A 25545-nucleotide genomic window follows, 5' to 3' on the forward strand; every position below is an offset into this window, starting at 1 on the left:
GCACCACCAGCTCGCTGCCGGCCGGCACGGCCATCGCGCTCGCTTCAAAGGTCGCGCCGGCGTCCGGCAGTGCGGCCGCCGTTCCCTGCGCCACCTCCTGCGAGCGCAGGCCCGGCAGCAGGATCGGCGCGCGGCCGGTATAGCCGGGCGGCGTCACCCAGGCGTCGACGCGGTAAGGCTTGGGCGGCACCAGCTCCGCCCAGTCGAAGGCGGAGGCGATGCGGCGCAGATGCTCGCCCGGCACCATGAAAAAGGTCGCGATCACCCCCAGCAGCACCAGGGCCCGCAGCGCCCGCCCATCGCGGGCGGCGACGCCCGGCGCGGGCATGCCGACGCGCAGGTTGCCGATCTGCGTCGCCATCCGCGCCAGATGCGCCCGCCACAGCGCGGCGCCGACGGGGTCGTCGGGCTTGGAGGCGAGATGGTCGGAAAGGGCGGTGGCCGGCCGGTGCGGCAGATGGCTCTCGCGGTCGAGCCGCGACAGCGCCTCGCCGGCGGAAGGCGGGCGAATACGGAAGGCCGGCACCAGCGCCAGGGCGAACAGGGCGGCGAAAAGAGCGAGGCCGATGATGCGGCCGAGCGGCGGAAGCGCAAGCCACAGGCCGAGCCAGGAGGCGATGAGGAACACGCCGAGCGCCGCCGCGAAGGCGACGATGGCCGGCCAGACCCGCTCCCACAGCAGCACGCCGCGCGCGCGCCGCAGCGCCGCGCCCATGCGCGCCTCGGCCGTGCCGGGCTCGGCTGGGCGAAATTCGTGCGGGCGAGGCTCGTGCGATCGAGTTTCCTGCAGCCGGGCGTCCGCCCGCGCCCGCTCGGCACGCGCGTTCACCTCCGCCGCCGGGCGGCCCTCGCCTTCCGTTCCATCCGGTGTTGCCGTCACGCGGCCGACCTCCGACGCTCTCAGGTCCACACCAGCCCCAAGGTCACCTTAACATGGCGAGGCGGGCGCGCCAGTCCTGCCGCCGGAACGGGCAGGCTCAAGCCATCATCACCTTGTGAGCGGTCGCGGCGGCGAAGGGGACGGGAGGCGCCCGCCGGCCTTCAGGCCAGCCAGCCGGGAATCCGGTCGAGCGCGATCAGCTCATCCACCTCGACACGCGGACGCACGACCGCGAATTCCCCGCCCCGCGCCAGCACTTCCGGCACCAGCGCGCGGGTATTGTAGGTGGAGGCCTGCACCGCGCCATAGGCGCCGGCGGTCATGACGGCGATGAGATCGCCCGCCTTCAGCCCCGGCAGGCGCCGCCCCAGCGCCAGAAAATCGCCGGATTCGCACACCGGACCGACCACATCCGCGACCATCTGCCCCTCGCCGGGCACCGCCTCGGCGCACGGGCAAGATTTCGTGATGCGCGTCATAGAGCGTCGGGCGGATGAGATCGTTCATCGCCGCGTCGACGATGACGAAGTGCTTGCCCTCGCCTTCCTTCACATAGAGCACGCGGGCGACGAGGATGCCGGCATTGGCCACCAGCATGCGCCCAACCTCGAAGACGAGGCCGAGGCCGAGATTATGCGTGTGCCGCTTCACAAGCGCCGCATAGGCCGACGGCAGCGGCGGCTCCGCCTCACCGGCGACATAGGGCACGCCGAGCCCGCCGCCGAGATCGAGATGGGTGAGCGGATGCCCCTCGGCCATCAGGTCGCGCGCGAGTTCCACCAGCAGCGCGGTGGCGTTGTCGAACGGGCCGAGATCGGTGATCTGGCTGCCGATATGCATGTCGACGCCGGTGATGCGCAGCCCCGGCAGGGCGGCGGCGTGGCGATAGACCTCGCGCGCCCGCGACACCGGAATGCCGAACTTGTTGTCGGACTTGCCGGTGGAGATCTTGTGGTGGGTCTTGGCGTCCACATCCGGGTTGACGCGGATCGAGATCGGCGCCGCCACCCCGTGGCTCACCGCGACTTCCGAGAGGGTGAGCAGTTCCGGCTCGCTCTCGACATTGAAGCACATTATGCCGGCATCGAGCGCCGCCGCCATTTCCTCGCGGGTCTTGCCGACGCCGGAGAACACAATCTTGTGCGGCTCCACGCCCGCCGCGAGCGCACGCTTCAATTCGCCGCCGGAGACGATGTCCGCCCCCGCGCCGAGCTTGGCGAAGGTGCGGATCACCGCCTGGTTGGAATTGGCCTTGACCGCGTAGCACAGCGTGGTGCGCATATCGGCGAAGGCGTCGGTGAACACGCGGTGGTGCCGTTCCAGCGTCGCCGTGGAATAGGCATAGAACGGCGTGCCGACCGCGCGGGCGATATCGACAAGGCTCACATCCTCCGCATGGAGGATGCCGTTACGATAGGCGAAATGGTGCATGGCGCTTCGGTGGTCAGAGCAGGCCGTCGAGGATGAAAGGCTGTTTCGGCTTCACCGGGCCGGTATCTTTCGGCACCTTGCCGTCCGGACCGGGCTGCGCCTGCGGCGAACCGGGCGGCGGCTCCAGCGGGCCTTTCACGCCGCAGCCGCCCAGCGCCAGCGCGCCACCGAGCGCGAGCGTAAGAGCGAAGGTGCGGCACAGGCGGGAGAGAGCGCGGGACAAGGAGGCTTCCTCGGCTGGGTCGGATCGGGTTCAGGCGCAACCTATAACGCCGCTTGCGGAAAGGCGAGGCCCGCCGCGCAGGCTCGTCGCCGCCGTCAGGCGTCGAAGGTGGCGATCACAGGCACATGGTCGGAAGGCCGCTCCCAGCCGCGCGCCTCGCGCAGCACGGTGAGCGCGCGGGCGGTCGGCGCCAGCGCCGGCGTCGCCCACACATGGTCGAGCCGCCGGCCGCGATTGGAAGCCGCCCAGTCGGCGGCGCGGTAGCTCCACCAGGTGAAGAGCTTTTCCTGCGGCGGTATGAAATTGCGCATCACATCCACCCAGTTCCCCGCCGCCTGAAGCTTCGCCAGTTTGTCGACCTCAATCGGCGTGTGGCTGACCACGTCGAGCAGCTGCTTGTGGCTCCACACATCCGCTTCCAGCGGGGCGATATTGAGATCGCCCACCAGCACCGAGCGCGCGGCGGGATCCTGCGGGTGCAGGTGCTCCCAGGCGGTCGCCTCATCAAGGAAGGCGAGCTTGTGGCGGAACTTCTCGTTCACGTCAGGGTTGGGAATATCGCCGCCGGCGGGGATGTAGAAATTATGGATGGTGAGCGGCGCGGAAAGACCGGCCTCGCGGCCGAGCACCACCGAAATATGCCGCGCATCGCCCATGTCGCAGAAGCCTTGCCGGCTCACATCCTCGAAGGGCCGCTTCGAGAGGATGGCGACGCCGTGATAGCCCTTCTGGCCATGGATGGCGGCGTGGGGATAGCCGAACTTTGCCGCCTCCTTCAGCGGAAAGCGGTCATCCGGCGTCTTGGTCTCCTGCAGGCAGATGACATCCGGCTGGTGTTCCTCGGCGAGCTTGGCGACGAGCCCGATGCGCAGGCGCACCGAATTGATGTTCCAGGTGGCGATGGAGAGCGTCAAAGCGAGGAAACCTGTCGAGGGGCGGGAATCGGGCGCGACACTAGAGCATGTTCCGCCGAAGGTGAACGGCGCCGCACCGTCATCGCCGCCGCGCACCCTTATCCCACGCCTCCTCATCCTCCACGTCCCTCATCCCCGGGCTTGACCAGGGGACCCAACCTTGCGGCGCGCCGTTGATCGCGAACACATGCCCGGCCTTCAGCCACCTGGGTGCCCGGGTCAAGCGCGGGCATGAGGGAGGCGCGTGCGGCTATCCCCGACCCCTGCCTCGGCTCCCCTCAATTCCGATTGATGACGAACATCATCGGGTCCGGGCGCTGGGAGGTGTCGAGGTTGGAAACCGCGACCGTGGTATCGTAGCCCTGCGGGTCGGTGACGGTCCACTGCTTCAGCTGCATGGTCTTGGCGTCGAACATGATCATCAGCCGGTAGGTGCCGACCATGGGCTGCTTCTCTTCGATGACCACGGTGGCGAAGATGTCGTCCTGATAGACGCCGGTCACATTGGCGTTGCGGGCGAGGTTGAAATTCTCCGACAGCAGAAAGCGCAGCGGCGTCGCCGAGAGCGGCGTGATGTCCTGCGTCTTCAGCCTTTTGTCGCGCACCGCCACCGAGCGCCCGTCGGCCACCAGCTCGATCCGGCTCGGCGCCTCATATTCGAACAGCACCCGGCCGGGCTTGAGGATGTAGAACTGGCCCTGCTGGCGCGTGCCGTCGGGATCGACCTGCACGAAGTCGCCGATCATCGTCTTGAAGCTGTTGAAATAGTCATTGATGCGCTGGACCGTCTCCGCCGCCGCGCGCTGGTTGGCCACCGCCGCGACCTGGATGCCGGCATCAGCCCCCGCCGCCGCAGTCGGGCCGGCCTGGGCGGTGCGCATCGACGCCGGCTTCTTCGGCGGCACCGGCGCGAAGGGCGGCGGCGGCACCTGCGCCAGGGCGAGGCCCGCCGGCAGGAGCAGCAGGGCGGCGGCGCAGATACGGATCATGGAGCGCATGGGGCACATCTCGCTGGAGCACGTCGGGCGCGGCACAAGGCGCGGGGGCCTCGTGCGCTTGTCGGTGTCGGGGCAGCGGGTAGCGCGCCGCTGTGGCGATCCTGTGGCCCGGACGCTGCGTCAGCGACGGGCGAAAACACAGGTGCGGGAGCGGCGGCCGTCATCGGCTCAATAGCCCTCCCCGCCGCCTTCGGTGAGGATTTCGCGCTTGCCGGCATGGTTGGCCGGGCCGACCAGCCCCTCGCGCTCCATGCGCTCGACCAGCGAAGCCGCGCGGTTATAGCCGATCTGCAGCCGGCGCTGGATGTAGGAGGTGGAGCACTTCTTGTCGCGCATCACCACCGCCACCGCCTGGGAATAGAGGTCGCCCCCTTCCTCCGCGCCCATGCCGCTCTTATCGAACACGGCACCGTCCTCGCCCTCGCCGTCGAAGTCGGTCGTCACCTCGTCGAGATAGTCGGGCGCGCCTTGCGCCTTCAGGTGCTCGACCACCCGCTCCACCTCCTGGTCGGAGACAAAGGGGCCGTGGACACGGGAAATGCGCCCGCCGCCGGCCATGTAGAGCATGTCGCCCTGGCCGAGCAGCTGTTCGGCGCCCATCTCGCCGAGAATGGTGCGTGAGTCGATCTTCGAGGTGACCTGGAAGGAGATGCGGGTCGGGAAATTCGCCTTGATCGTGCCGGTGATCACGTCGACGCTCGGGCGCTGCGTCGCCATGATGAGGTGGATGCCGGCGGCGCGGGCCATCTGGGCGAGCCGCTGGATGGCGCCCTCGATCTCCTTGCCGGCCACCATCATCAAATCGGCCATCTCGTCGACGACGACGACGATATAGGGGATGGGCGAGAGGTCCATTTCCTCGCGCTCATAGATGGCTTCGCCCGTCTCCTTGTCGAAGCCGGTCTGCACGGTGCGCACGATCTGCTCGCCCTTGGCCTGTGCCTCAGCGATGCGGGCGTTGAAGCCGTCAATGCTGCGCACGCCGACCTTCGACATCTTGCGGTAGCGCTCCTCCATCTCGCGCACCGCCCATTTCAGCGCCACCACCGCCTTTTTCGGGTCGGTGACGACAGGGGTGAGCAGATGGGGAATGCCGTCATAGATCGACAGCTCCAGCATCTTCGGGTCGATCATGATCAGCCGGCACTGCTCCGGCCGCATGCGGAAGAGCAGGCTGAGGATCATCGTGTTGATCGCCACCGACTTGCCCGAGCCGGTGGTGCCGGCGACGAGAAGATGCGGCATGCGGGCGAGATCGACGATGACCGGCTCGCCGCCAATGGTCTTGCCGAGCGCGATGGCGAGCTTGTGCGCGGCCTCGCCGAAATCGCGGGCGACGAGAATCTCGCGCAGCAGCACCTTGTCGCGCTTGGGGTTGGGCAGTTCGATGCCGATGGCGTTCTTGCCGGGAATGACAGCCACGCGGGCGGAGATCGCGCTCATCGAGCGGGCGATGTCGTCGGCGAGGCCGATGACGCGGCTCGATTTGATGCCCGGCGCCGGCTCCAGCTCGTACAGCGTCACCACAGGGCCGGGGCGCGCATTGACGATGGCGCCGCGCACGCCGAAATCGTCGAGCACACCTTCGAGATCGCGCGCGTTCTGGTCCAGCGCCTCGCGCGAGAGCGCGGGACCGCCGCGCGGCGGCGGCGGCGACAGCAGGTCGAGCCCCGGCATGGCGTAGCGCCGGCGCTGTTCCTCCAGCGCGGCACGCCCGCCCCGGATCGAGCGCAGCGGCGGCGGGCGCTTGGCCGCGCGCGGCACCGGCGGCGGGGGTGCGGCGAAGGCCTCGTCCAGCGCGTCGGGCAGGTCGTCATCGGCGCTTTCGAAGCCGGCGACATCCTCCTCCTCATCGAACGCCTCGCGCCGGCCGAAGCTCGGCTCATGCCGACCGGCGCGCAGGGCCGCGAAATCGTCCTCCTCCGCACCGCCGAAGCCGACGCTTTCGCGCAGCCGTTCCGCGAGGCCGCGCGCGGGGCGCGGGCGGCGGGCGGCGCCGGGGGCGAAGCGCGCCTTCAGCGACAGCACGCCATGGGTCATCATGCCGAGCAGGAAGGCGAGCCAGCCCGGCTCGTCATCCTCGAAGCTGGCGGGCGCGCGGCGCGGGTCGTCCAGCGCCTCCTCCGGCTCGGCCCGCAGCCCGAACCCGACCGCCAGCGGCAGGGTGAGCGCGGCGCCGATGAGGCAGACGACGCCGACCACGGCATAATCGGCGCTGGTCAGCCAGCTTGCGCGTAACGCCGCCGGCACGGCGAGCACGAATTCGCCCAGCACGCCGCCGAGCCCGCTCGGCAGCGGCCAGCCGCCGAAACGCGGCAGGCAGGCGGCGAAGCCGGAGGCGAACACGATGCCCGCCACCAGCGCGATCAACCGCGCCCGCAGCCGGCCGGGATGGCGATGGGTCAGCAGCAGCCAGCCCCATATGCCCATGGGCAGCACCACCGCCAGGGCGGCGACGCCGAAAAGCTGCATCATCACATCGGCGAAGATCGCGCCGGGAAGGCTCAGCAGATTGGACGGCGCGGCGGCGCTGGAGCGGCTGAGGCTGGGATCGTCGGCCGACCAGGTCGCCAGCGCCAGCAGCATCAGCGCGCACAGGCTCAGCCAGGCAAGGCCGACCAGTTCCGCCGTGCGGCGGGAAAGGGCGCCGCGCACCTCCTCGGGCAGGAAGCCGCCCGGCGCGCTCTGCCCGGCCCGGTGCGCGCGCGGGCTCGCCCCGCTCTTGCCAGCCCCCTCCGGCCGGGGCCGGGGCCGGGCGGCACGGGACGGAGCGGCCTCCAGCCGAGGCGTCCGCATCGTCGTCTGCGTCCCCATGTCCCGCCCCGTCTCTTTGCCCCGCCTCGCCAAACGCCTCGCCCCGCTCAGGACAGACCGGCCAGAAGGCGCGGCAGCGCCTCCCGCGTCGTCTCAAGGTCCTGCACCAGCGCGATGCGCAGATAGTCGGCACCGGGATTGCGCCCCTGCGCATCGCCACGGCAGAGATAGCCGCCCGGCACGGTGCGCAGCCCCTCGCGCTGCCACAGAAGCCGCGCCGCTTCCTCGCCGGCGCTGTGCTGCCCGGTGCGCAGCCCGGCGACGTTCAGCCAGAGGAAGAAGCCGCCATCGGGCCGCTGATAGTCGAAATGCCCGGCCAGCACCTCGTCGGCGATGTCGAACTTCGCCTTGTAGAGGTCGCGGCTCGCCGCCACATGCGCCTCGTCGGCCAGCGCCGCGATGCCGACCCATTGCAGCGGCTCGGGCACCTGCGGCGCGGCGACATTGCGGAAATCGGCGAAGGCCTCGATGAAGCGGGCCTCGCCAGCGCAGAAGCCGCAGCGCAGCCCCGGCAGGCTGGAGCGCTTGGACAGCGAATTGAAGGCGACGACGCCGGCGAAATCCGGCCCGGCCACTTCGAGAATGCCGGTGGGCGGGGCCGCACCGAGCCAGATCTCGGAATAGCACTCGTCGGCAAAAATCATCACCTCATGCGCCCGGCACAGCGCCACCAGCCGCTCCAGATAGGCGCGCGGCGCGATGGTGCCCTGCGGATTGGCGGGGGAGGCGAAATAGAGCGCGACCGAACGGTCGAGCAGCTCCGGGGTCAGCGCGTCGAGGTCCGGCAGCCAGCCGCCCCCCGGCGGCAAGGGCAGATCGACACTGGCGCAGCCGGCGGCTTCCGCCCCGGCGCCATAGGCAGCGTAGAACGGGTTGGGCAGCAGCACGGCGGGCTCGGCGGCGCCGATGCGGGCGCGCTTTTGCAGCGAGAGCAGCCGGCGCGCCATCAGCGCGGCGAAGAACAGACCCTCGCGCGAGCCGTTGAGCACCAGGACTTCGCGCTCCGGGTCGGGCGCGCGGGCCAGCGCGTAGCGGCGGGCGAACCAGTCGCCGGCGGCGCGGCGGAACTCGGGCAGCCCCTTGCCGGCGGGATAGCGGCCGAAGCCGTCGAGATGGCCGGCCAGCACCGCGCCGACGAAACCGGGCATGGCGTGGCGCGGCTCCCCGACCGCCAGGCTCAGCGCCGGCTTTCCCGGGGCGAGATCGGCGAGCAGCTCGGTCAGCCGCACGAAAGGCGAGCGCGCCGCCGGCCCCGGATCGGGGACAACGGCCGGTGTCGCGGCGGCAGCGGGGGAGAGGGCATCAGGCACGGGATCGGTCTCGCCTCGGCCACGGAATGCGGCCTCTGCCGGCACAATAGCCCGGCTGCGGTAAAGGCGTTCTTAACCATGCGCGCAGAAGCGCCAAGCCGCCGGCAAAGAAAAGGCCCCGGCGATGCCGGGGCCTTGCGCAGCAAAGAGACCTGGAAACGGCGCGCGGAACGCGCCGCCCGGCGGAGCCGGAGGCTCCGATCAGCTGTGATAGGCGCGCTCGCCGTGCTCGACGATGTCGAGACCCTCGCGCTCCTTCTCCACCGACGGACGCAGCCCGATGAGGACGTTGACCACGTAGTAGAGGATCGCCGAGACGATACCGCCCCACACGAGGGTCACCGCCACCGCCTGGAACTGCACCCACACCTGGTGGCCCATCGCGTAATCGGCGATGCCGGGGCCGCCGAGCGCCGGGGCGACGACGATGCCGGTGCCGATGGCGCCGACGATACCGCCCACGCCATGGACGCCGAACACGTCGAGGCTGTCATCGTAGCCGAGCGCGTTCTTCACCGTGGTGCAGAAGAAGAAGCAGACGATGGAGGCGACGAAGCCGAGCACGATCGCGCCGAGCGGACCGGAGAGGCCGGCAGCCGGGGTGATGGCGACGAGGCCCGCGACCATGCCGGAGATGGCGCCGAGCATGGAGGGCTTGCCCTTGGCCAGCCACTCGATGAGCGTCCAGCCGACGATCGCGCCGGCGGTGGCGACGAAGGTGTTGATCACGGCGAGCGTGGTGCCGGCATTGGCTTCAAGGTTGGAGCCGGCGTTGAAGCCGAACCAGCCCACCCACAGGACGCTGGCGCCGACCATGGCGAAGGGCAGCGAGTGGGGAGGCATCAGTTCCTTGCCGTAGCCGGTGCGCTTGCCGATGATGATGCAGCCGACGAGGCCCGCAATACCGGCATTGATGTGCACCACGGTGCCGCCGGCGAAGTCGAGCGCGCCCATGGCGAACAGGTAGCCTTCCGAGAACCACACCATGTGGGCGATCGGGTAGTAGACGAACGTCACCCAGAGGATGCTGAACAGCACGATGGCCGAGAACTTCATGCGCTCGGCGAAGGCACCGATGATCAGCGCGGGGGTGATGGCCGAGAAGGTCATCTGGAACACGATGAAGATGTATTCCGGAATCTTCACGCCCTTGGAGAAGGTGTCGGCCAGGCTTTCCGTGGTCACGCCGGCGAGGAAGGCCTTCTCGAAGCCGCCGATGAAGGCGTTGCCGGAGGTGAAGGCGAGCGAGTAGCCGTAGAACACCCAGAGCAGCATCATCACGGCGGCGATGACGGTGACCTGCATGAGGACCGAGAGCATGTTCTTGGCGCGCACGAGGCCGCCATAGAAAAGGGCGAGGCCCGGCACGGTCATGAACAGAACGAGGATGGAGGAGACCATCATCCAGGTGATGTCGCCCTTGTCCACGGTGACCGCGGCGGCGACCTCGGCGGTGGCTTCCGCGCCGGCGGCCGGGTTGTCCTGGGCGAAAGCGGCGGCCGCAAACAGCGCCGTCGTCGCCAGCGCAGGCAGGCCCGCGCGTATCCAATTCTTGGTCGTCATGGGTTCAATGCTCCGTCGCAATCGGAAAATGTCGGGATCGGTGACGCAGGCTCAGAGGGCGTCGGCGTCGGTTTCGCCGGTGCGGATGCGCACGGCCTGATCGATCGCGTAGACGAAGATCTTGCCGTCGCCGATCTGGCCGGTCTTGGCCGAGGTGGTAATCGCGTCGATGACCTTGGAAACATGATCGGACGCCACGGCGACCTCGATCTTGAGCTTGGGCAGGAAGCTCACTGCGTATTCCGCGCCGCGATAGATCTCGGTGTGGCCCTTCTGACGGCCATATCCCTTGACCTCCGTAACGGTCAGTCCGTGCACACCAATGCCAGTGAGCGCATCCCGGACTTCCTCAAGCTTGAAGGGCTTGATGATAGCCATGACGATCTTCATGGGTTCTGTCCCCGCTTGGCCCCGAACCGCTGGCGGGGTTCTGGGCGTTTCATGTCGGACTCGCCGAGGTTGTTTTCCGCAACCTGCCGATCCAGCCGGGGAGAGAGAATCAATTCGCGTGCCAACCGTTGCGGATCAACGCTTCCAGTGGAAATGCCGCAGGCAAGCGCCGGCCGATGCAAGGCTGGCAGCCATCGCCCCGCACCCACGCGGCGCCGCCGGATTGCTCAATTCTTGATCGGGACGCTGACCCTTCCCGAGTCACCGCCGCACATTCGCCATCAGTTGACTAAATTCTAGGCAGATGCCTGTGTGGCAGGCGCCCGCACCGGCCGGATCAGCCCTTCCTGGGCCACCGAGGCGACCAGCCGCCCGGCGCGATCATAGATCAGCCCGCGCGCCAGCCCGCGCGCGCCGGCGGCGCTGGGGCTGTCCTGGGCATAGAGCAGCCAGTCATCGGCACGGAAGGGACGGTGCAGCCACAGCGCGTGGTCGAGGCTGGCGACCTGCAGGCTCTCGCCCAGCACGCTGGTGCCGTGCAGCGTCGTTGTCGCTTCCAGGAGCGTCATGTCGGAGGCATAGGCGAGCACGGCCTGGTGCAGCCCTTCCGCGTCGGGCAGCGGGCCCGTGGTGCGGAACCACACCGCCCGGCGCGGCGCGACGCGCTTTTCCCCGAGGCCCACCGGCTTCAGCTCGATCGGGCGCGGGCGACGCCAATAGGCCAGCACCGGCGCCGGCAGGGTGGCCACCACCTCCGGGGGCAGGTCCCCGATGCCCGGCACCTCCTCCGGCGGCGGCACCGCCATGTCGAGGTCGAGCTGGTGTTCCAGCCCCGGCTCCTCGCGATGGAACGAGACCGACATGATGAAGATCGGCCGCCCGTGCTGGATCGCCACCGCCCGCCGCGTGGCGAAGCTGCGCCCGTCGCGCACCCGTTCCACATCGTAGATGATCGGCACCTTCGGATCGCCGGCGAGCAGGAAATAGGCGTGCATGGAATGGGCGGCGAGCCCTTCCACCGTGCGCTGCGCCGCCACCAGCGCCTGCGCCAGCACCTGCCCGCCAAAGACGCGTGTGCGCAACGGCCAGGATTCCGGCGGGTTGAGACCGCGGAAGAGATTGTCCTCCAGCCGCTCCAGATCGAGCAGGGTGACGAGTTCGGCGGCGCTTTGGGTCATGGGCGGGCTTTTCCTCATCGCGACGGAACGGCGGGCGGGGCAGAATGGGATAAGGCGGGGGCGGCACCCCGGCGCATTGTCCGGGGTGCCTAGCTAAGGCATAGGAGGGAGCGCGCACAATGCGCGGATGGTCGAGAGCGGAGGCGGCACGCCATGCAACAGGACCAGCGATATGATGCCGTGATGGCCGGTGGCGGGCTCGCCGGGCTCACCCTCGCGCTCGCGCTGCGGCAGGGACTGGGCGACAGTGCCCGCCTCGCCGTGGCCGACCCGGCCTTCGCCGCCGCGCGCCCGGCGAGTACCGATCTACGCGCCTCCGCCATCGCCGCCGGCGCCCGCCGCCTGTTCGAGGCGCTCGGCGTGTGGGAGCGGGTGGAAGCGCAGGCCCAGCCGATTCTGGCGATGGAAATCACCGATTCCAAGCTCGGCGATGCCGCCCGGCCGGTGTTCCTCTCCTTCGACGGCGAGGTGGAGCCGGGCGAGCCCTTCGCCCATATGCTGCCCAATGCGGTGCTGCAGGACGCGATGACCGACCTCGCCCGCGAACGCGGCGTCGCGCTGCTGCCCACCCGCATCGCCGGCTTCACCCCCGGCGCGGCGCGCGGCGCGCTGCGGCTCGCCGACGGCGCGGAAGCTTCCGCCTCCCTGCTCGCCGCCTGCGATGGCGGCCGCTCCAAGCTGCGGGCGCTGGCCGGCATCGGCGTCACCGGCTGGTCCTATCACCAGTCCGCCCTCGTGATGACGGTCGGCCATGAGCGCCCGCACGAGGGCAAGGCGATCGAGCATTTCCTGCCCGCCGGCCCCTTCGCCATGCTCCCCCTCACCGGCAATCGCTGCTCCATCGTCTGGACCGAGGCGACCGACACCGCCGCACGCCTGCTGAAGCTGCCGCGCGTGCTGCTGCTGGACGAGCTGGAACAGCGCTTCGGGCTGGAACTCGGCGAGATCGACATCCTGGATGAACCGAAGGCGTTCCCGCTCGGCTTCCAGATGGCGCGTTCCTTCATCGGCGAGCGCCTCGCTCTGGTCGGCGACGCCGCCCACACCATCCATCCCATCGCCGGCCAGGGCATCAATATGGGGCTGCGCGATGTGGCGGCGCTGGCGGAAGCCGCCACCGACGCCGCCCGGCTCGGCCTCGACATCGGCGGGCGGGACGTTTTGGAGCGTTACCAGCGCTGGCGGCGCTTCGACACGCTGGCCATGGGCGTGGCGACCGACGGGCTGAACCGGCTGTTCGGCCTGCGCTCGGACGCGGTGCGGCTGGCGCGCGATGTCGGGCTCGGGCTGGTGGAGCGCCTACCGGCGCTGAAGGGCTTCTTCATCCGCGACGCCGCCGGCATTGGCGGGCGCGCCCCGCGCCTTCTGCGCGGGGAAGCGCTGTAGAGCGTTTTCGAGCGACGTGGATACCGGTTCGCGTGAAGAAAACGCGACAACAAAAGGAATGGGATCAGCGCGCCGCCTCTTCCTCGGTCAGCTGCCGCGCCTCGTCGGCGAGCAGGATCGGAATGCCGTCGCGAATCGGGTAGGCGAGACGCGCGGCGCGCGACACCAGTTCCTGCGCCGCGCGGTCATAATCCAGCGGCCCCTTGGTGACCGGGCAAACCAGCAATTCCAGCAGTTTCGGGTCGATCTCATAGCCCGCGCGCGCGGGAATGGGGGATGCAGCGGCCATGGGCAGGAATCTCCCGATCTTCGGCAGGGTCACAAACGTATTCCGGCTATATAACGCAGCAAGCTGACATTCTCACGTCGCCACCTTCCCCGAAGCGCCACGGACCGATGGAATCTTCCCCGCTCGATCTCGCCCTGGAGCCCCGCCTTGATGGCGATACGCTGCAGCAATGGGTGTTCCGCCGCCTGCGCCGCTCGGTCATGGCCGGCCGCTTTCCGCCCGGCAAGGCGGTGACGATCCGCGGGCTGGCCGATGAGCTCGGCGTGTCCTCCATGCCGGTGCGCGAGGCGCTGCGGCGGCTGGTGGCCGAACGCGCGCTGGTGCTGCTCGACAATCGCCGCGTGCGCGTGCCGGAAATGACCGCGCGCCGCTTCGAGGAGCTGATGATGGCGCGCACGCTGCTGGAGACCGAAGCGGCGGCCCGCGCCCTCGCCGTGGCCGACGACGCCTTCATCGCAAGGCTCGACGCCCTCAACGCCGAATCCGACGCGGCGGTGGCCGCCGCCGATACCGAGGCGATGATCGAGACCAATCTCGCCTTCCACGGCGCGCTCTATGGCGGGCGGGCGGACAATGTGCTGCTGCCGCTGATCGAATCGGTGTGGCTGCAGATCGGCCCGTTCATGCGCATGGCGCTGGCGGACCTCGAGACCCACTACCCCGTCGACCGCCACGCCGAAGCGCTGGCCGCGCTGCGCACCGGCGACGAGGCGGCGCTGCGCCGCGCCATCGAGGCCGATATTCGCGACGGCATCGGCCATCTGCTGGCGCAGCTGGGGTAGGCCTACTCGCCCCACCCCAACACACCGTCATGCCCGGGGATGACGTTCCACTGGCCGTCATCCCGGCCGGAGGCAAAGCCGCAGCGCCGGGATCGCTCTCCGCCTGGTAATGATCCCGGATCGGCCTGCGGCCGTCCGGGATGACGCGAAAAGCCCTCAGCCCGCCGCCTTCAGCCGGCCGCCGGCGCGCCGGCGCTCGGCGGCGAGGCGTGCGGCGGCGCCAAAGGCGGTGAAGATGCCGCTGGACAGCTTGTCCTCCCAGAAGCGCCACTCCGGGTGCCACTGGATCGCCATGTTGAAGCCCGGCGCATCCGGCACGCGGAAGGCCTCAATGGTGCCGTCCCCGGCCGTCGCCTCCACCGCCACGCCCGGCGCCAGCGTCGCCACGCCCTGGCCGTGCAGCGAGTTCACCCGCCACGTCGTGTCACCGGCAAGGCTCGCCAGCAGGCCGCCTTCGGTCAGCGCCACCCCATGGGCGGGCGAGTACTGGCCTTCGATGTCGAGGCTGGAATCCTCGCGATGGTCGAAGCGGCCGGGCTGCTCATAAAGCTTCTGGAACAGCGTGCCGCCGAGCGCGACGTTCATTTCCTGGAAGCCGCGGCACACGCCGAACAGCGGCACGCCGCGTTCCAGCGCCTCGCGGATCAGCGGCAGCGAAATGTCGTCGCGGTGCGGGTCGGCCGGCAGCGGCGGGTCGTGCGGCAGGTCGCCATAATGATGCGGGCCGACATTGGACGGGCTGCCCGGCAGGAACAGCGCGTCGACGGCGGCGAGAATCTCGTCGACGACGATCCGCTCCGGCGCCATGGCGGAATCCACCGCCGAGATGGTGCCGGGAATGAGCACCGGCATCGCCTGGGCGCCGCGCGCCACCGCATAGATGTATTTTTCGGTGACGCCATGGACGACATGTCCGTCCCTGGCCTTCACATCGCTGATCACACCGATAACCGGACGCATAATATCTCCTGCGCTCACTGCCGCTGATGTGGCGCGCGCCCCCGGCGGCTGTCAACGGCGCAGCGACGCACGTCCGCCCCGCACGGCGCGCGGCCCTGCCGCTTGCGCCCGATCGCCGCTGCCCCACCGCGCTCCGTACCCAAATGTTTCCGGCGAAGAATCTTCGTGTATGAAGGGCCACCCCCTCGTCCGCAGGCGCCGCCGGAAGCCCATGGTTTTTTCGTCCGTCACCTTTCTGTTCTATTTCCTGCCGGCGTTCCTGATCTGCTATTTCGCGACGCCGGGGCTGCGCGCCCGCAACCTGGTGCTGCTCGCCTTCTCGCTGGTGTTCTATGCCTGGGGCGGGCTCGCCAATGTGGTGGTGCTGGCGGTCTCCATCATCGCCAATTACAGCCTCGCGCTGCTGATCGACACCCGCACCGGCCCGTGGCGGCTGCGCATGCTCGGGCTGGCGGTGGCGCTGAACCTGTCCGGCCTCATCGCCTTCAAATATGCCGGCTTCCTCGCCGAGAACCTCAATCACCTGCTGCCCGACGCCGCCCAGCTGCCGGTGGTGCATCTGCCGCTGCCGCTCGGCATCTCCTTCTTCACCTTCCACGCCATTTCCTATCTCGTCGACATCTATCGCGGGAAGGCGCGGGCCAATGGCCGCTTCGAGGAGATCGCGGTCTACATCACCATGTTCCCGCAGCTGGTGGCCGGCCCGATCGTGCGCTACTCCACCATCGCCCACCGCATCAGGGCGCGACGCACCACGCTCGGCCGTGTGTCGGCGGGGCTGCGCATCTTCGTCATCGGCCTGTCCTGGAAGGTGTTGATCGCCGACGAGGTGGCGCCGCTGGTGAGCGTGGTGTTCGACAACACCACCGCCCCGAACCTCGGCGAGGCGTGGATCGGCGTCTGCGCCTATGCGCTGCAGATCTATTTCGACTTCGGCGGCTATTCCAACATGGCGATCGGCCTCGCGCTGGCCATGGGGCTGAAATTCCCGCGCAATTTCAACCTGCCCTATGGCGCTCTGTCGATCACCGATTTCTGGCGCCGCTGGCATATGAGCCTGTCGAGCTGGTTCCGGGACTATGTCTACATCCCGCTCGGCGGCAACCGGCACGGCCATGTGCACACGGCGCTGAATCTCTGGACCGTGTTCCTGCTCTGCGGCCTGTGGCACGGGGCGAGCTGGACCTTCGTCATCTGGGGCGTGCATCACGGCACCTTCCTGGTGCTAGAGCGCACCCGCCTCGGCGCCGCCCTGCGCGCCGCGCCGCGTATGGTCGGCCATGCCTATGTGCTCCTCGTCGTGCTCACCGGCTGGGTCTGGTTCCGGGCGGAGAGCCTGCCGCAGGCGATGGACCTCTTCGCCGGCCTCGCCGGGCTGAACGGGGTGGGCCCGCTGTCGATCAATCTGCTGGCTGATCTGGAGCCGGTGACGATCGTCATCATGGTGCTGGCCTGGCCGCTCGCCATGTTCGGCCTGCCGCAGCCGGGCGCCAAGCGGCTGCCGGCACATCTGCGCCGCGCCCTGTATGGCGTGACCGACAGCGTCGTGGTGGCGGCGCTGTTCGTGCTGTGCATCCTGTCGGTGGGGGCGGCGACCTATTCGCCCTTCCTGTATTTCCGGTTCTGAGGGGAGCGCGACCATGCCCTTGCTCATGGCCTTCCGCCGCTGGTGGGCGGTGATCTTCGTGGCGCTGCTGTCGCTGCCGACCATTGGCCTGCTGCTCCCCGCCATGCCCGGCCCGATGCGTACCGTGCTGGCGCCGGAGGCGCGCTGGTGGGAACACGCCTCCGAGCGGCTCGACCCCTATATCAACAACGTCTTCGGCTTTCGTGGTCCCGTGCTCACCGCGCATCGCCGCTATCTGCGCTTCATCGGCTCCCCGCCTGGCACCCGTGTGGTGGACGGCACGGATGGCAGCCTGTTCCTGCGCGACAACAACGCGCTGGAACAGTCGATCGGCCAGCTGGTGCGGCTGCAGGGGGTGGAAAGGCTCGCCATCCTCGCCGAGGAACTGCAGCAGAAAATGGCGGCCAGCGGCGGCACCTTCGTGCTCACTCTGCCGCCCAACGCCGCCACCGCCCGCTTCGACAAGTTGCCCGACTATATCCGCGCCCAGCGCCACCAGCCGACCGAATATGACCTCGTCGCCGCGCGGATGAAGCGCGACGGCATCACCTTCGTCGATCTGCGCCCCATCGTCGATGAAAGCACGGCAAGCGACCCGCTCTATTATCGCTACGATACGCACTGGAACGCGCTCGCGGGGCTTCTGGCGTTCAACGCGGTCATGGATGCGGCGGGCCGGCCGGAACTCGCCATCCCGCCGTCGCTGGCGTTCAGCGGCACAAAGCGACGCCCGGGCGGCGACCTCCTGCGGGTGGCCGGCGTCCCCGACCGCGAGCCGGCGGATGTGGACTATGTGTGGAAACCGCCGGTGGGCGGGCCGCACGACACCACGCCGCTCGAGGGCATCGTCGGCCCGCCGCCGCGCGGCACCGAGAATTACGGATTCAACGCCTACACCACCGGCCACGCCGGCCCGCGCATCATGGTGATCGGCGATTCCTTCACCCAGGGCTTCTGGTCCAACCCGCTCGCCTACCGCGCCTCGGCGGTGATCTGGATCCACCATAATGCCTGCGAGTTCGACCGGGGCGTCATCGACCGCTTCAAGCCGGACATCCTGATCTACGCGCCGACGGAGCGCTTCCTCACCTGCAAGAACTGGAGCCGGACGCCCCTGCCGGCAGGGGGCGGCTGAGCCCCCTTCCCCGCCTTGCTCCCAAGCCTTGCTCCACCGCCCCGTGCCGCCCTACAACGCCCTCGTCTCTCTCCGCCGGATCCGCCCCATGCCCCTTTCCCGCGACGATCTCCTCGCCCGGCTCGCCGAGCTCGGGATTCCCACCACCACGGTCGAGCATCCGCCGCTGTTCACGGTGGAGGATTCGCAGGCGCTGCGCGGCGACATTGCCGGCGGGCACACCAAGAACCTGTTCCTCAAGGACAAGAAGGGGAACCTGTTCCTCGTCGTGGTGGAGGAGGAGGCGCGGGTCGATCTCAAGAACCTGCACGTTGCGCTCGGCGCGGCGAGCAAGCTCTCCTTCGGCAGCGCCGAGCTTCTGGAAGAGGTGCTGGGGGTGAAGCCTGGCGCCGTCACCGCCTTCGGCCCGGTCAACGATGTCGAGGGCCGCGTCACCGTGGTGCTCGACGCGGAGCTGATGGCGCATGAGACGGTGAATTGCCACCCGCTGGTGAACACCGCCACCACCAGCATCGCCAGCGCCGACCTCATCCGCTTCCTGCGCGCCACCGGCCATGAGCCGCGGGTGCTGGCGGTGCCCCGGCGCAGCGAGGCGGAGCAGCCCGCCACCACTGAGGTCTGATCGCCCCGTTGCATTCGCGGCGCGGCAGACCATTTTAGACGCCGAGCACGAGACCCGACAGCACCTGCCCTATTGCGAGGACGACCCATGTTGCTGAACCAGCCCTCCTCCCCCGCCGGCAAGGGCGACGCGCCGGGCGGCGACGATCTGGTGATGGACGTCACCACCAAGAGCTTCATGAAGGATGTGGTCGAGGAATCGCGCATCCGTCCGGTGCTGGTCGATTTCTGGGCGCCCTGGTGCGGCCCGTGCCGCCAGCTGACCCCTGTTATCGAGAAGGTGGTGCGCGGGGCCAAGGGCAAGGTGCGCCTCGCCAAGATGAACACGGACGAGCACCCCGCCGTCGCCCAGCAGCTCGGCATCCAGTCGCTGCCCACCGTCTATGCCTTCGTCAACGGCCAGCCGGTCGACGGCTTCATGGGCGCGCAGCCCGAGGCGCAGATCAAGGCGATCGTCGACAAGCTGATCGCCGCGTCGGGCGGCGGCAACGACATCGCCGACATTCTCGCCAGCGGCGAGGCGGCGCTCACGGAGGGGGATCTCGCCGGCGCGGCGGAAATCTTCGCCGCCGTTCTGGGCGAGGAGCCGGAAAACCTCGCCGCCATCGCCGGCCTCGCCCGCACCGAGCTGGCCGCCGGCAATCTCGAACAGGCCAAGGCGACGCTCGCCCTCGCGCCCGCCAGCGCCGCCAACGACGCCGCGCTCACCGCCGTGCGCGCCGCCATCGAGCTGGAAGAGGCCGCGAGCGCGCTGGGCGATGTGAAGGAGCTGGAGGCGAAGGTCGCCGCCAACCCGCTGGACCATCAGGCCCGCTTCGACCTTGCCGTGGCGCTGAGCGCGCGGGGACGGCGCGAGGAGGCGGTGGACCATCTGCTCGCCATCGTCCGCAAGGACCGCGCCTGGAACGAGGACGGCGCCCGCAAGCAGCTGGTGCAGTTCTTCGAGGCCTGGGGGCCGACGGACGAGCACACGCTCGCCGGCCGCCGCCGCCTGTCCTCGCTGCTCTTCGCCTGACGCCGGCGGGGGCGTCCCCCGTCACGGCCGGGATGCGGCACCGGCCTTTCGGGGCCGACACATCGCGCAAGGAACGCCATGGCGATCAACAAGCCCTATGCCGGCCCCTCCGAGCTGGCGCCCATCATCCCGCTGTTCCCGCTGGAGGGGGCGCTGCTGCTGCCGCGCTGCCAGCTGCCGCTCAACGTGTTCGAGCCGCGCTATGTCGCGATGATCGACGCGGCGCTGGCCAGCCACCGGCTGATCGGCATCATCCAGACCGCGCCGCAGCAGTCGGCGCTCACCGTGCCGGGTGCGCCGGACATTGTCGGCGTGGGCTGTGTCGGCCGCATCACCGAGATCGCCGAGAGCGGCGATGGCCGCTACCTGCTCAATCTCAGCGGCATTGCCCGCTTTCGCGTGGTGGCGGAGGTCGATTCCGGCACGCCGTTCCGCCAGGCCAAGGTCGATTACGCGCCCTATGGCGACGACTTCACCCCCAATGCCGGCGCCGAGGCGGTGGACCGCGCCACGCTGCTGCGCACGCTGGCGGATTATCTCGACGCCAACCAGCTGGAAGCGGACTGGAAGAGCATCAAGGACGCGCCGAATGAGGCGCTGGTGAATGCGCTTGCCATGATGGCCCCGTTCGGCCCGCGCGAGAAACAGGCGCTGCTGGAAGCCCCGACCCTCGCCTCCCGCGCCGAGATGCTCATCGCCGTCACCCAGATGACCATGGCCCGTACTGGCGGCGAAGGCGACGGCACGCTGCAATAGCGCGTCGCGCGCCCGCCCTCATGGCCGGGCTTGACCCGGCCACCCAGCCTTCCTGCCGGCGCGAAGCGCAGACGCTGGGTCCCCGGGTCAAGCCCGGGGATGAGGGACGATCGGACCCCTTTTACTCCGCCGCCAGCGGCGGGCGGGGGGTGGAGTGCGGGCCGGCGTCCACCGCGTGAAGCCCCGCGCGCGCCACCGGCGCGGCGGCGTGCTCGTCCGGCTCGTCGCGGGCGCCGATGAAGCGGCCGAAGATGCGCGCCATTAGGTGGCCGAGATCGTCCATCAGCGTGAACACGGCCGGCACGAAGATCAGCGACAGCAGGGTCGAGGCCAGCAGGCCGCCAATCACCGCGATCGCCATGGGCGAGCGGAAATCGCCGCCCTCGCCCAGCCCGAGCGCCGAGGGCATCATGCCCGCCGCCATGGCGATGGTGGTCATGATGATGGGCTGCGCCCGCTTGCGCCCGGCCTCGATCAGTGCCGTGGTCCGGTCCACCCCGGCATGCACCGCCTCGATGGCGAAATCCACCAGCAGGATCGCGTTCTTGGTGACGATGCCCATCAGCATCAGGAAGCCGATCACGACCGGCAGCGTCATCGCGTTGTTGGTGAGCAGCAGGGCGATGAAGGCGCCGCCCACCGACAGCGGCAGCGCGATCAGGATGGTGATCGGCTGCAGCACATTGGCGAACAGCAGCACCAGCACCGCCAGCACCATCATCACGCCCGCCATCATCGCGGTGGCGAAGCCGCCGAACACCTCGCCCATGATCTCGGCGTCGCCGGATTCCTTCAGCACGATGCTGGACGGCATGTTCTTGGCCGCCGGCAGGGCATAGACCTCCGCCAGCGCCTCGCCCAGCTGGGTGTTGCCCGCGAGGTCGGCCTCGATCGCCACGCGCCGCGCGCGGTCATAGCGGTCGAGGCTGGACGGGCCGGTGCCGAAGGAGATGTCGGCGACCGAGAGCAGCGGCACCGAGGCGCCGGCGGCGGTGCGCACCTTCAGCGTCTCGAAGGTGGAGAGGTCGCCGCGCGCCCGCTCGTCGAGCTGCACCCGGATCGGCACCTGGCGGTCGCCGGCGGAGAATTTGGCGAGGTTCTGCGACACGTCGCCAAGCGTGGCGATGCGCACCGTCTGGGCGATGTCCGACACGGAGACGCCGAGCGCCGCCGCTTCGGCGAGCTTGGGCACCACGCGCAGTTCCGGCCGCTCCAGCGCTGCCGAGGTCTGCACATTGGACAGGCCCTTCACCTTCTCGCGAATCTCGCGTTCCAGCTCCAGCGCCTTCGCCTCCACCTCGGCCCCGTCCGAGCCGGAGAGGATGATGGTGAATTCGCGCCCGCCAGGGCCGGCGCCGCCGGAGGCGCCAAAATTGAAGCGCAGGTCGGGAATGCGGGCGATGTCGTCGCGCAGCCGCATCTCGAACTGCTTCTGCGTCGCCGTGCGTTCGGCGCGCGGCACCAGGTTGACGATGATCGTCGCCTTGCGCACCTCGCCGCCGCCGCTGGCCGGCCCGTCGGTGGAGCCGGAGCCGGCGGTGGCGAATACGCTCGCCACTTCCGGCTGCGCCTTCAGCGTGTCGGTCACCTCATCCACCACGCGCCGCGTCGCTTCCAGCGTGGCTCCCGGCGGCAGTTCCAGCGCCAGAACGGAGCGGGACACGTCGGAATTGGGGATGAAGCCGGAGGGCAGCAGGGTGGAGAGCCACATCGAGCCGATGAACAGCAGTATGCCCGCCGTCACCGTGAGGAAACGGTGGCGGATGGAGCGGTGCAGCAGCCCGACATAGGCACGCATCACCCAGCTGTCCGGCGTCTCCCGGTGGCCGTGGTCGCGCATGAAATAGGCCGCGAGCATGGGGGTGAGCAGGCGCGCCACCAAGAGCGAGAACAGCACCGCCACTGCCACCGTGATGCCGAACTGGCGGAAATACTGGCCGGCAATGCCGCCCATGAAGCTGACGGGCAGGAACACCGCGACGATGGTGAGCGTGGTCGCCACCACGGCGAGGCCGATCTCGTCGGCGGCGTCGATCGCCGCGCGATAGGCGGATTTGCCCATGCGCATATGGCGCACGATGTTCTCGATCTCGACGATGGCGTCGTCGACGAGAATGCCGGTCACCAGCGTGACGGCGAGCAGGCTCACGCCGTTGAGCGAGAAGCCGAGCATGTCCATCACCCAGAAGGTGGGCAGGATGGAAAGCGGGATCGCCGTCGCGGTGATGATGGTGGCGCGCCAGTCGCGCAGGAAGACCATGACCACGATCACCGCCAGCACCGCGCCTTCCATCAGCGTGTGCATGGCCGAGGTGTAGTCGGCCTCGGTGTATTTTACCGTGGTGTCGATAAGGGTGATGTCGACTTCCGGATGGCGCTTTTCGAGATCCAGCAGCGCCTTTTCCGCGTTCTCGGCCACCACCACGTCGGAGAAGCCCTTGGCGCGGTAGATGCCGAAGGCGACCACCGGCTTGCCGTCGAGCCGGGCGAAGATGCGCGGTTCGGCGGCGCCGTCGGTCACGGTGGCGAGGTCGGCAAGGCGCACATAGCGCGTGCCCCCGCCGCCGGCGGCGGGCAGCGAGATGCGGGTCTCGGCGAGGTCCTCCACCGTGCTGGCGCCGCCCAGCGTGCGCACGGATTGTTCCTGCGTGCCGATCTCGCCGCGCCCGCCGGCAAGGTCGACATTGGTGGCGGCCAGCTCGCGGTTCACATCCGCCGCCGTCACGCCGAGCGCGGCCAGCTTGTCGGGGTCGAGCGAGATGCGGATCTCGCGCTCCACGCCGCCCTCGCGCTTCACCTGCGCCACGCCGCGCACGCCCTGTAGCGCGCGCACCAGCGTGTCGTCGACGAACCAGGACAGTTCCTCCGGCGTCATCGCCGGGGCGGAGGCGGCATAGGTGACGATGGCCATGCCTTCGACATCGACGCGCTGGACCAGCGGCTCCTCGATGTCCTGCGGCATTTCCGTGCGCACCTTGGTCACCGCGTCGCGCACGTCGTTCACCGCGCGGTCGACCTGCGTTTCCAGCTGGAACTCGACGACGGTGAGCGAGGTGCCCTCGGTGATGGTGGAGGAGATGTGCTTCACCCCCTGCACGCCGGCGATCGAGGTTTCGACCACCTTGGTCACCTGCGTTTCCAATTCGCTCGGCGCGGCGCCGGGCTGGGTGATGGTGACGGAAACGATCGGCACGTCGATGTTCGGCATGCGGGTGATCGGCAGCCGGTCGAAGGTGTAGAGGCCGATCGCGGTCAGCACCACGAACAGCACGATGGAGGGCACCGGCTTGCGGATCGCCCAGGCGGAGATGTTGAGAGCCATCACACACCGCCCTTCGCGGGAGCATCGGCCAGCGGCACGGGGCTCACCCGGTCGCCGTCGCGCAGGAAGCCGGCGGCGCGGGCGACGACGCTCTCGCCCTCGCGCACCCCGTCGGTGATTTCGATATAGCCGTCGCCCTTGAGCCCGATCGTCACCGGGCGCCGGCGCACCGTGTCGCCCTCGACCACGAGCACGAAGGCGCCTTCGGGGGCGAACTGCACCGCCGATTGCGGCAGGGCGACGCCGTCATGGCGGGCGATCTCGATCACGCCGCGCGCATAGGCGCCGGGGCGCAGGCGCGCATCGTCCGGCACCGCCACCGCGACGCGGGCGAGGCGGGTGGCCGGATCGACCTTGGCGCCGACCAGCCGCACCGTTCCTTCCAGCGGCGTGTGGATGCCGGCCGGCGTCACCGCCACCTTCAGGCCGGGCGTCACCCGCGGCAGGGCGGATTCGGGCACTTCGGCATCGAGATCGATGGCGCCGTCCTTGACGATGCGGAACAGCGGCTCGCTATTGGCGGAGAGCACGATGGCGCCGATGCGGGCGGAGCGCGACGAGACGATGCCGGCGAGCGGCGCCTTGATCTCGGTGCGGGCCAGCCGCACCTGGATTTCGTCGCGATTGGCCTTGATCTGGTCCGCTTCGGCGAGCGCCGCCGTCACCATTTCCTGCGCCGCCGTCACCTGCGCAGAGGCGACCTTGGCCGCGCGCTCGCGCTGGTCCAGCACTTCCTGCGAAGTGGCGCCGGTCTTGATCAGGGTGCGGGCGCGCTCCACGGCGGCATTGGCCTCGATCAGCTGCGCCTGCGCCTGTTCCAGCTGCGCCCGCTGCTGCGCGATGGCGGCCTGCGCCTTGGCGCTATTGGCGGTGTTCTGGGCGAGCAGCGTCTCCAGCATGTCGCGCGACAGCCGGGCGAGCACCTGGCCCACCTCCACCCGGTCGCCCTCCTCCACCAGGATCTCGGTGATCTGGTAGCCGTCGATCTCCGGCCCGACCATCACCTCCTCGCGCGCCACCAGCGTGCCGGTGACGGGGAGCTTCTCCACCACCTCGCGCCGCGTGGCCGGCACGACGGAAATGGTGATGCCCTTCACCTCGTTCGGCGCCGGCGCGGCGACCTCGGCCTGAGCCGGTTCGAACAGACCGAGCCCGGTGGCGATGCGGTCGCGGAAGGCGTAGCCGGCGACACCCACCACCACGGCGGTCATGGTGAGGGCAAGGGCGATGCGCCCGCGCAGGGATGGCGGCTTCACGGTCATGATGTGCGGTCCGGTGAAAGGATCGGCGCCGGGGCGGGCGCCAGCATGCGGGCAACGAGGCCGGAAAGGGCCGGCATCATCTTGTCGAGCGGCAGCGTCGGCTCGAAGCCGTGGCGCAGCACCAGCCCGTCGCCAATGGCGTTAATCATCACCATGGCGAGGTCGGGGTCGAGCGCGGGGTCGATCTCGCCGCGCGCCTGGGCGGCGACGAAGCAGGCGCGGATCGCCGCGTTCATCTCGTCCTCGGCGGCGTCGAAGGTCGGTTTCAGCGCCGCATTGCGCGCCGCCTCGGCGTAGATTTCCGGGCCGAGTTCCAGCGACACCATGCGCGTCTCACCGGAGAACAGCGCCGCGCCCATGCGGGCGAGGCCCTCAACGAAGCTGGGGGCGGTTTCCAGCATGTCGACGCAGCTCATCCGCAGCGCCCGCTCCTCGTCGACGATGGCGACGATGATCGATTCCTTGGACGGGAAATAACGGTAGAGCGCGCCCGGGCTCATGCCGGCCTCGGCGCAGATCTGCTGCATCGAGGTGCCGTGGAAGCCGGAGCGTCCGAAACAGGCGATGGCCGCCTCCAGCACCCGGCGACGCGGGTCCCGCCGCTCCTTTTCCGGGCGTGCGGCCGCCGACTTTCCGTCCGGCGTACGGGCCGCAGGGGCGGCGGTCGCGCGGGGAGCAAGGGTGTTCAT

The 25545-nt window shown here is 69.5% G+C and carries 21 protein-coding genes and 1 pseudogene; 7 read left to right on the plus strand and 15 right to left on the minus strand.

Annotated features, from left to right (window positions below):
- The 10 genes and pseudogenes from ACP2AH_RS10840 to ACP2AH_RS10885 all read right to left on the minus strand — a co-directional run.
- On the minus strand, positions 1-880 hold an 880-nt coding region (locus ACP2AH_RS10840), incomplete at its 3' end, for a DUF4175 family protein (protein ID WP_425105813.1).
- A gap of 161 nt (positions 881-1041) precedes the next feature.
- Positions 1042-2311 (minus strand): annotated as a pseudogene (gene lysA / locus ACP2AH_RS10845) (diaminopimelate decarboxylase).
- 13 nt (positions 2312-2324) lie between these two features.
- Positions 2325-2534 (minus strand): LPS translocon maturation chaperone LptM, encoded by a 210-nt coding sequence (lptM, locus tag ACP2AH_RS10850; protein WP_244450247.1) that lies wholly within the window; start codon positions 2532-2534, stop codon positions 2325-2327.
- A 95-nt stretch (positions 2535-2629) separates the two neighbouring features.
- A complete protein-coding gene (locus ACP2AH_RS10855) occupies positions 2630-3448 on the minus strand; it encodes an exodeoxyribonuclease III (RefSeq protein ID WP_425106154.1) in 819 nt (272 codons plus the stop codon).
- Positions 3449-3726: 278 nt separating this feature from the next.
- Positions 3727-4446 (minus strand): outer-membrane lipoprotein carrier protein LolA, encoded by a 720-nt coding sequence (locus ACP2AH_RS10860; protein WP_425105814.1) that lies wholly within the window; start codon positions 4444-4446, stop codon positions 3727-3729.
- Positions 4447-4614: 168 nt separating this feature from the next.
- Entirely contained in the window at positions 4615-7242 is a 2628-nt protein-coding gene (locus ACP2AH_RS10865) for a DNA translocase FtsK (protein WP_425105815.1), read from the minus strand.
- 65 nt (positions 7243-7307) lie between these two features.
- Positions 7308-8570 carry an aminotransferase class I/II-fold pyridoxal phosphate-dependent enzyme gene (locus tag ACP2AH_RS10870; RefSeq protein WP_425105816.1) on the minus strand — a complete coding sequence of 421 codons (1263 nt, stop codon included), beginning with the start codon at positions 8568-8570 and terminating at the stop codon, positions 7308-7310.
- A gap of 201 nt (positions 8571-8771) precedes the next feature.
- Positions 8772-10133 (minus strand): ammonium transporter, encoded by a 1362-nt coding sequence (locus tag ACP2AH_RS10875; protein WP_425105817.1) that lies wholly within the window; start codon positions 10131-10133, stop codon positions 8772-8774.
- Between the two features lie 51 nt (positions 10134-10184).
- Complete coding sequence (locus tag ACP2AH_RS10880) at positions 10185-10523, minus strand: P-II family nitrogen regulator (protein ID WP_244450241.1); 339 nt, start codon at positions 10521-10523, stop codon at positions 10185-10187.
- 296 nt (positions 10524-10819) lie between these two features.
- Positions 10820-11701 carry an acyl-CoA thioesterase gene (locus ACP2AH_RS10885; RefSeq protein ID WP_425105818.1) on the minus strand — a complete coding sequence of 294 codons (882 nt, stop codon included), beginning with the start codon at positions 11699-11701 and terminating at the stop codon, positions 10820-10822.
- 153 nt (positions 11702-11854) lie between these two features.
- On the opposite strand from ACP2AH_RS10885, the gene ACP2AH_RS10890 reads away from it, so the two are divergent.
- Positions 11855-13087, plus strand: a complete 1233-nt coding sequence (locus ACP2AH_RS10890) for a ubiquinone biosynthesis hydroxylase (RefSeq protein WP_425105819.1) — start codon at positions 11855-11857, stop codon at positions 13085-13087.
- 64 nt (positions 13088-13151) lie between these two features.
- Here the strand turns inward: ACP2AH_RS10890 and ACP2AH_RS10895 are convergent, their stop codons facing one another.
- Positions 13152-13376, minus strand: coding sequence for a Trm112 family protein (locus ACP2AH_RS10895; RefSeq protein ID WP_421699276.1), 225 nt, complete (start codon positions 13374-13376; stop codon positions 13152-13154).
- A 107-nt stretch (positions 13377-13483) separates the two neighbouring features.
- On the opposite strand from ACP2AH_RS10895, the gene ACP2AH_RS10900 reads away from it, so the two are divergent.
- Complete coding sequence (locus ACP2AH_RS10900; RefSeq protein ID WP_425105820.1) at positions 13484-14158, plus strand: GntR family transcriptional regulator; 675 nt, start codon at positions 13484-13486, stop codon at positions 14156-14158.
- Between the two features lie 156 nt (positions 14159-14314).
- Here ACP2AH_RS10900 and ACP2AH_RS10905 read toward each other — a convergent pair whose 3' ends face one another.
- Entirely contained in the window at positions 14315-15118 is an 804-nt protein-coding gene (locus ACP2AH_RS10905) for a gamma-glutamyl-gamma-aminobutyrate hydrolase family protein (RefSeq protein ID WP_425105821.1), read from the minus strand.
- 211 nt (positions 15119-15329) lie between these two features.
- Between ACP2AH_RS10905 and ACP2AH_RS10910 the strand changes: the two genes are divergently transcribed.
- The 5 genes from ACP2AH_RS10910 to ACP2AH_RS10930 all read left to right on the plus strand — a co-directional run bounded on the left by ACP2AH_RS10910 (position 15330) and on the right by ACP2AH_RS10930 (position 20272).
- Complete coding sequence (locus ACP2AH_RS10910) at positions 15330-16745, plus strand: MBOAT family O-acyltransferase (RefSeq protein WP_425105822.1); 1416 nt, start codon at positions 15330-15332, stop codon at positions 16743-16745.
- Between the two features lie 13 nt (positions 16746-16758).
- Entirely contained in the window at positions 16759-17880 is a 1122-nt protein-coding gene (locus tag ACP2AH_RS10915) for an alginate O-acetyltransferase AlgX-related protein (protein ID WP_425105823.1), read from the plus strand.
- 88 nt (positions 17881-17968) lie between these two features.
- Positions 17969-18502, plus strand: coding sequence for a prolyl-tRNA synthetase associated domain-containing protein (locus tag ACP2AH_RS10920; RefSeq protein ID WP_425105824.1), 534 nt, complete (start codon positions 17969-17971; stop codon positions 18500-18502).
- Between the two features lie 87 nt (positions 18503-18589).
- Entirely contained in the window at positions 18590-19516 is a 927-nt protein-coding gene (trxA, locus tag ACP2AH_RS10925) for a thioredoxin (RefSeq protein ID WP_425105825.1), read from the plus strand.
- 78 nt (positions 19517-19594) lie between these two features.
- On the plus strand, positions 19595-20272 hold the full coding sequence (locus tag ACP2AH_RS10930; RefSeq protein ID WP_421699269.1) for an LON peptidase substrate-binding domain-containing protein: 678 nt from the start codon (positions 19595-19597) through the stop codon (positions 20270-20272).
- A gap of 121 nt (positions 20273-20393) precedes the next feature.
- Here the strand turns inward: ACP2AH_RS10930 and ACP2AH_RS10935 are convergent, their stop codons facing one another.
- The 3 genes from ACP2AH_RS10935 to ACP2AH_RS10945 are packed head-to-tail and all read right to left on the minus strand — an operon-like array spanning position 20394 to position 25545.
- Positions 20394-23594 carry an efflux RND transporter permease subunit gene (locus ACP2AH_RS10935; RefSeq protein WP_425105826.1) on the minus strand — a complete coding sequence of 1067 codons (3201 nt, stop codon included), beginning with the start codon at positions 23592-23594 and terminating at the stop codon, positions 20394-20396.
- On the minus strand, positions 23594-24856 hold the full coding sequence (locus tag ACP2AH_RS10940) for an efflux RND transporter periplasmic adaptor subunit (RefSeq protein WP_425105827.1): 1263 nt from the start codon (positions 24854-24856) through the stop codon (positions 23594-23596). The genes ACP2AH_RS10935 and ACP2AH_RS10940 overlap by 1 nt, the downstream gene beginning before the upstream one ends.
- A complete protein-coding gene (locus ACP2AH_RS10945; protein WP_425105828.1) occupies positions 24853-25545 on the minus strand; it encodes a TetR/AcrR family transcriptional regulator in 693 nt (230 codons plus the stop codon). The genes ACP2AH_RS10940 and ACP2AH_RS10945 overlap by 4 nt, the downstream gene beginning before the upstream one ends.

The sequence above is a fragment of the Ancylobacter sp. genome (genome assembly GCF_965249975.1).
Classification (GTDB): Bacteria; Pseudomonadota; Alphaproteobacteria; order Rhizobiales; family Xanthobacteraceae; genus Ancylobacter.

Excerpts from the sequence above, each read along its gene's own strand:
- ACP2AH_RS10860 (WP_425105814.1), bottom strand. The coding sequence starts at position 4,446 with ATGCGCTCCATGATCCGTATCTGCGCCGCCGCCCTGCTGCTCCTGCCG.
- ACP2AH_RS10865 (WP_425105815.1), bottom strand. The coding sequence starts at position 7,242 with ATGCGGACGCCTCGGCTGGAGGCCGCTCCGTCCCGTGCCGCCCGGCCC.
- ACP2AH_RS10875 (WP_425105817.1), bottom strand. The coding sequence starts at position 10,133 with ATGACGACCAAGAATTGGATACGCGCGGGCCTGCCTGCGCTGGCGACG.
- ACP2AH_RS10880 (WP_244450241.1), bottom strand. The coding sequence starts at position 10,523 with ATGAAGATCGTCATGGCTATCATCAAGCCCTTCAAGCTTGAGGAAGTC.
- ACP2AH_RS10885 (WP_425105818.1), bottom strand. The coding sequence starts at position 11,701 with ATGACCCAAAGCGCCGCCGAACTCGTCACCCTGCTCGATCTGGAGCGG.
- ACP2AH_RS10890 (WP_425105819.1), top strand. The coding sequence starts at position 11,855 with ATGCAACAGGACCAGCGATATGATGCCGTGATGGCCGGTGGCGGGCTC.
- ACP2AH_RS10895 (WP_421699276.1), bottom strand. The coding sequence starts at position 13,376 with ATGGCCGCTGCATCCCCCATTCCCGCGCGCGCGGGCTATGAGATCGAC.
- ACP2AH_RS10900 (WP_425105820.1), top strand. The coding sequence starts at position 13,484 with ATGGAATCTTCCCCGCTCGATCTCGCCCTGGAGCCCCGCCTTGATGGC.
- ACP2AH_RS10905 (WP_425105821.1), bottom strand. The coding sequence starts at position 15,118 with ATGCGTCCGGTTATCGGTGTGATCAGCGATGTGAAGGCCAGGGACGGA.
- ACP2AH_RS10910 (WP_425105822.1), top strand. The coding sequence starts at position 15,330 with ATGGTTTTTTCGTCCGTCACCTTTCTGTTCTATTTCCTGCCGGCGTTC.
- ACP2AH_RS10915 (WP_425105823.1), top strand. The coding sequence starts at position 16,759 with ATGCCCTTGCTCATGGCCTTCCGCCGCTGGTGGGCGGTGATCTTCGTG.
- ACP2AH_RS10920 (WP_425105824.1), top strand. The coding sequence starts at position 17,969 with ATGCCCCTTTCCCGCGACGATCTCCTCGCCCGGCTCGCCGAGCTCGGG.
- trxA (WP_425105825.1), top strand. The coding sequence starts at position 18,590 with ATGTTGCTGAACCAGCCCTCCTCCCCCGCCGGCAAGGGCGACGCGCCG.
- ACP2AH_RS10930 (WP_421699269.1), top strand. The coding sequence starts at position 19,595 with ATGGCGATCAACAAGCCCTATGCCGGCCCCTCCGAGCTGGCGCCCATC.
- ACP2AH_RS10935 (WP_425105826.1), bottom strand. The coding sequence starts at position 23,594 with ATGGCTCTCAACATCTCCGCCTGGGCGATCCGCAAGCCGGTGCCCTCC.
- ACP2AH_RS10940 (WP_425105827.1), bottom strand. The coding sequence starts at position 24,856 with ATGACCGTGAAGCCGCCATCCCTGCGCGGGCGCATCGCCCTTGCCCTC.
- ACP2AH_RS10945 (WP_425105828.1), bottom strand. The coding sequence starts at position 25,545 with ATGAACACCCTTGCTCCCCGCGCGACCGCCGCCCCTGCGGCCCGTACG.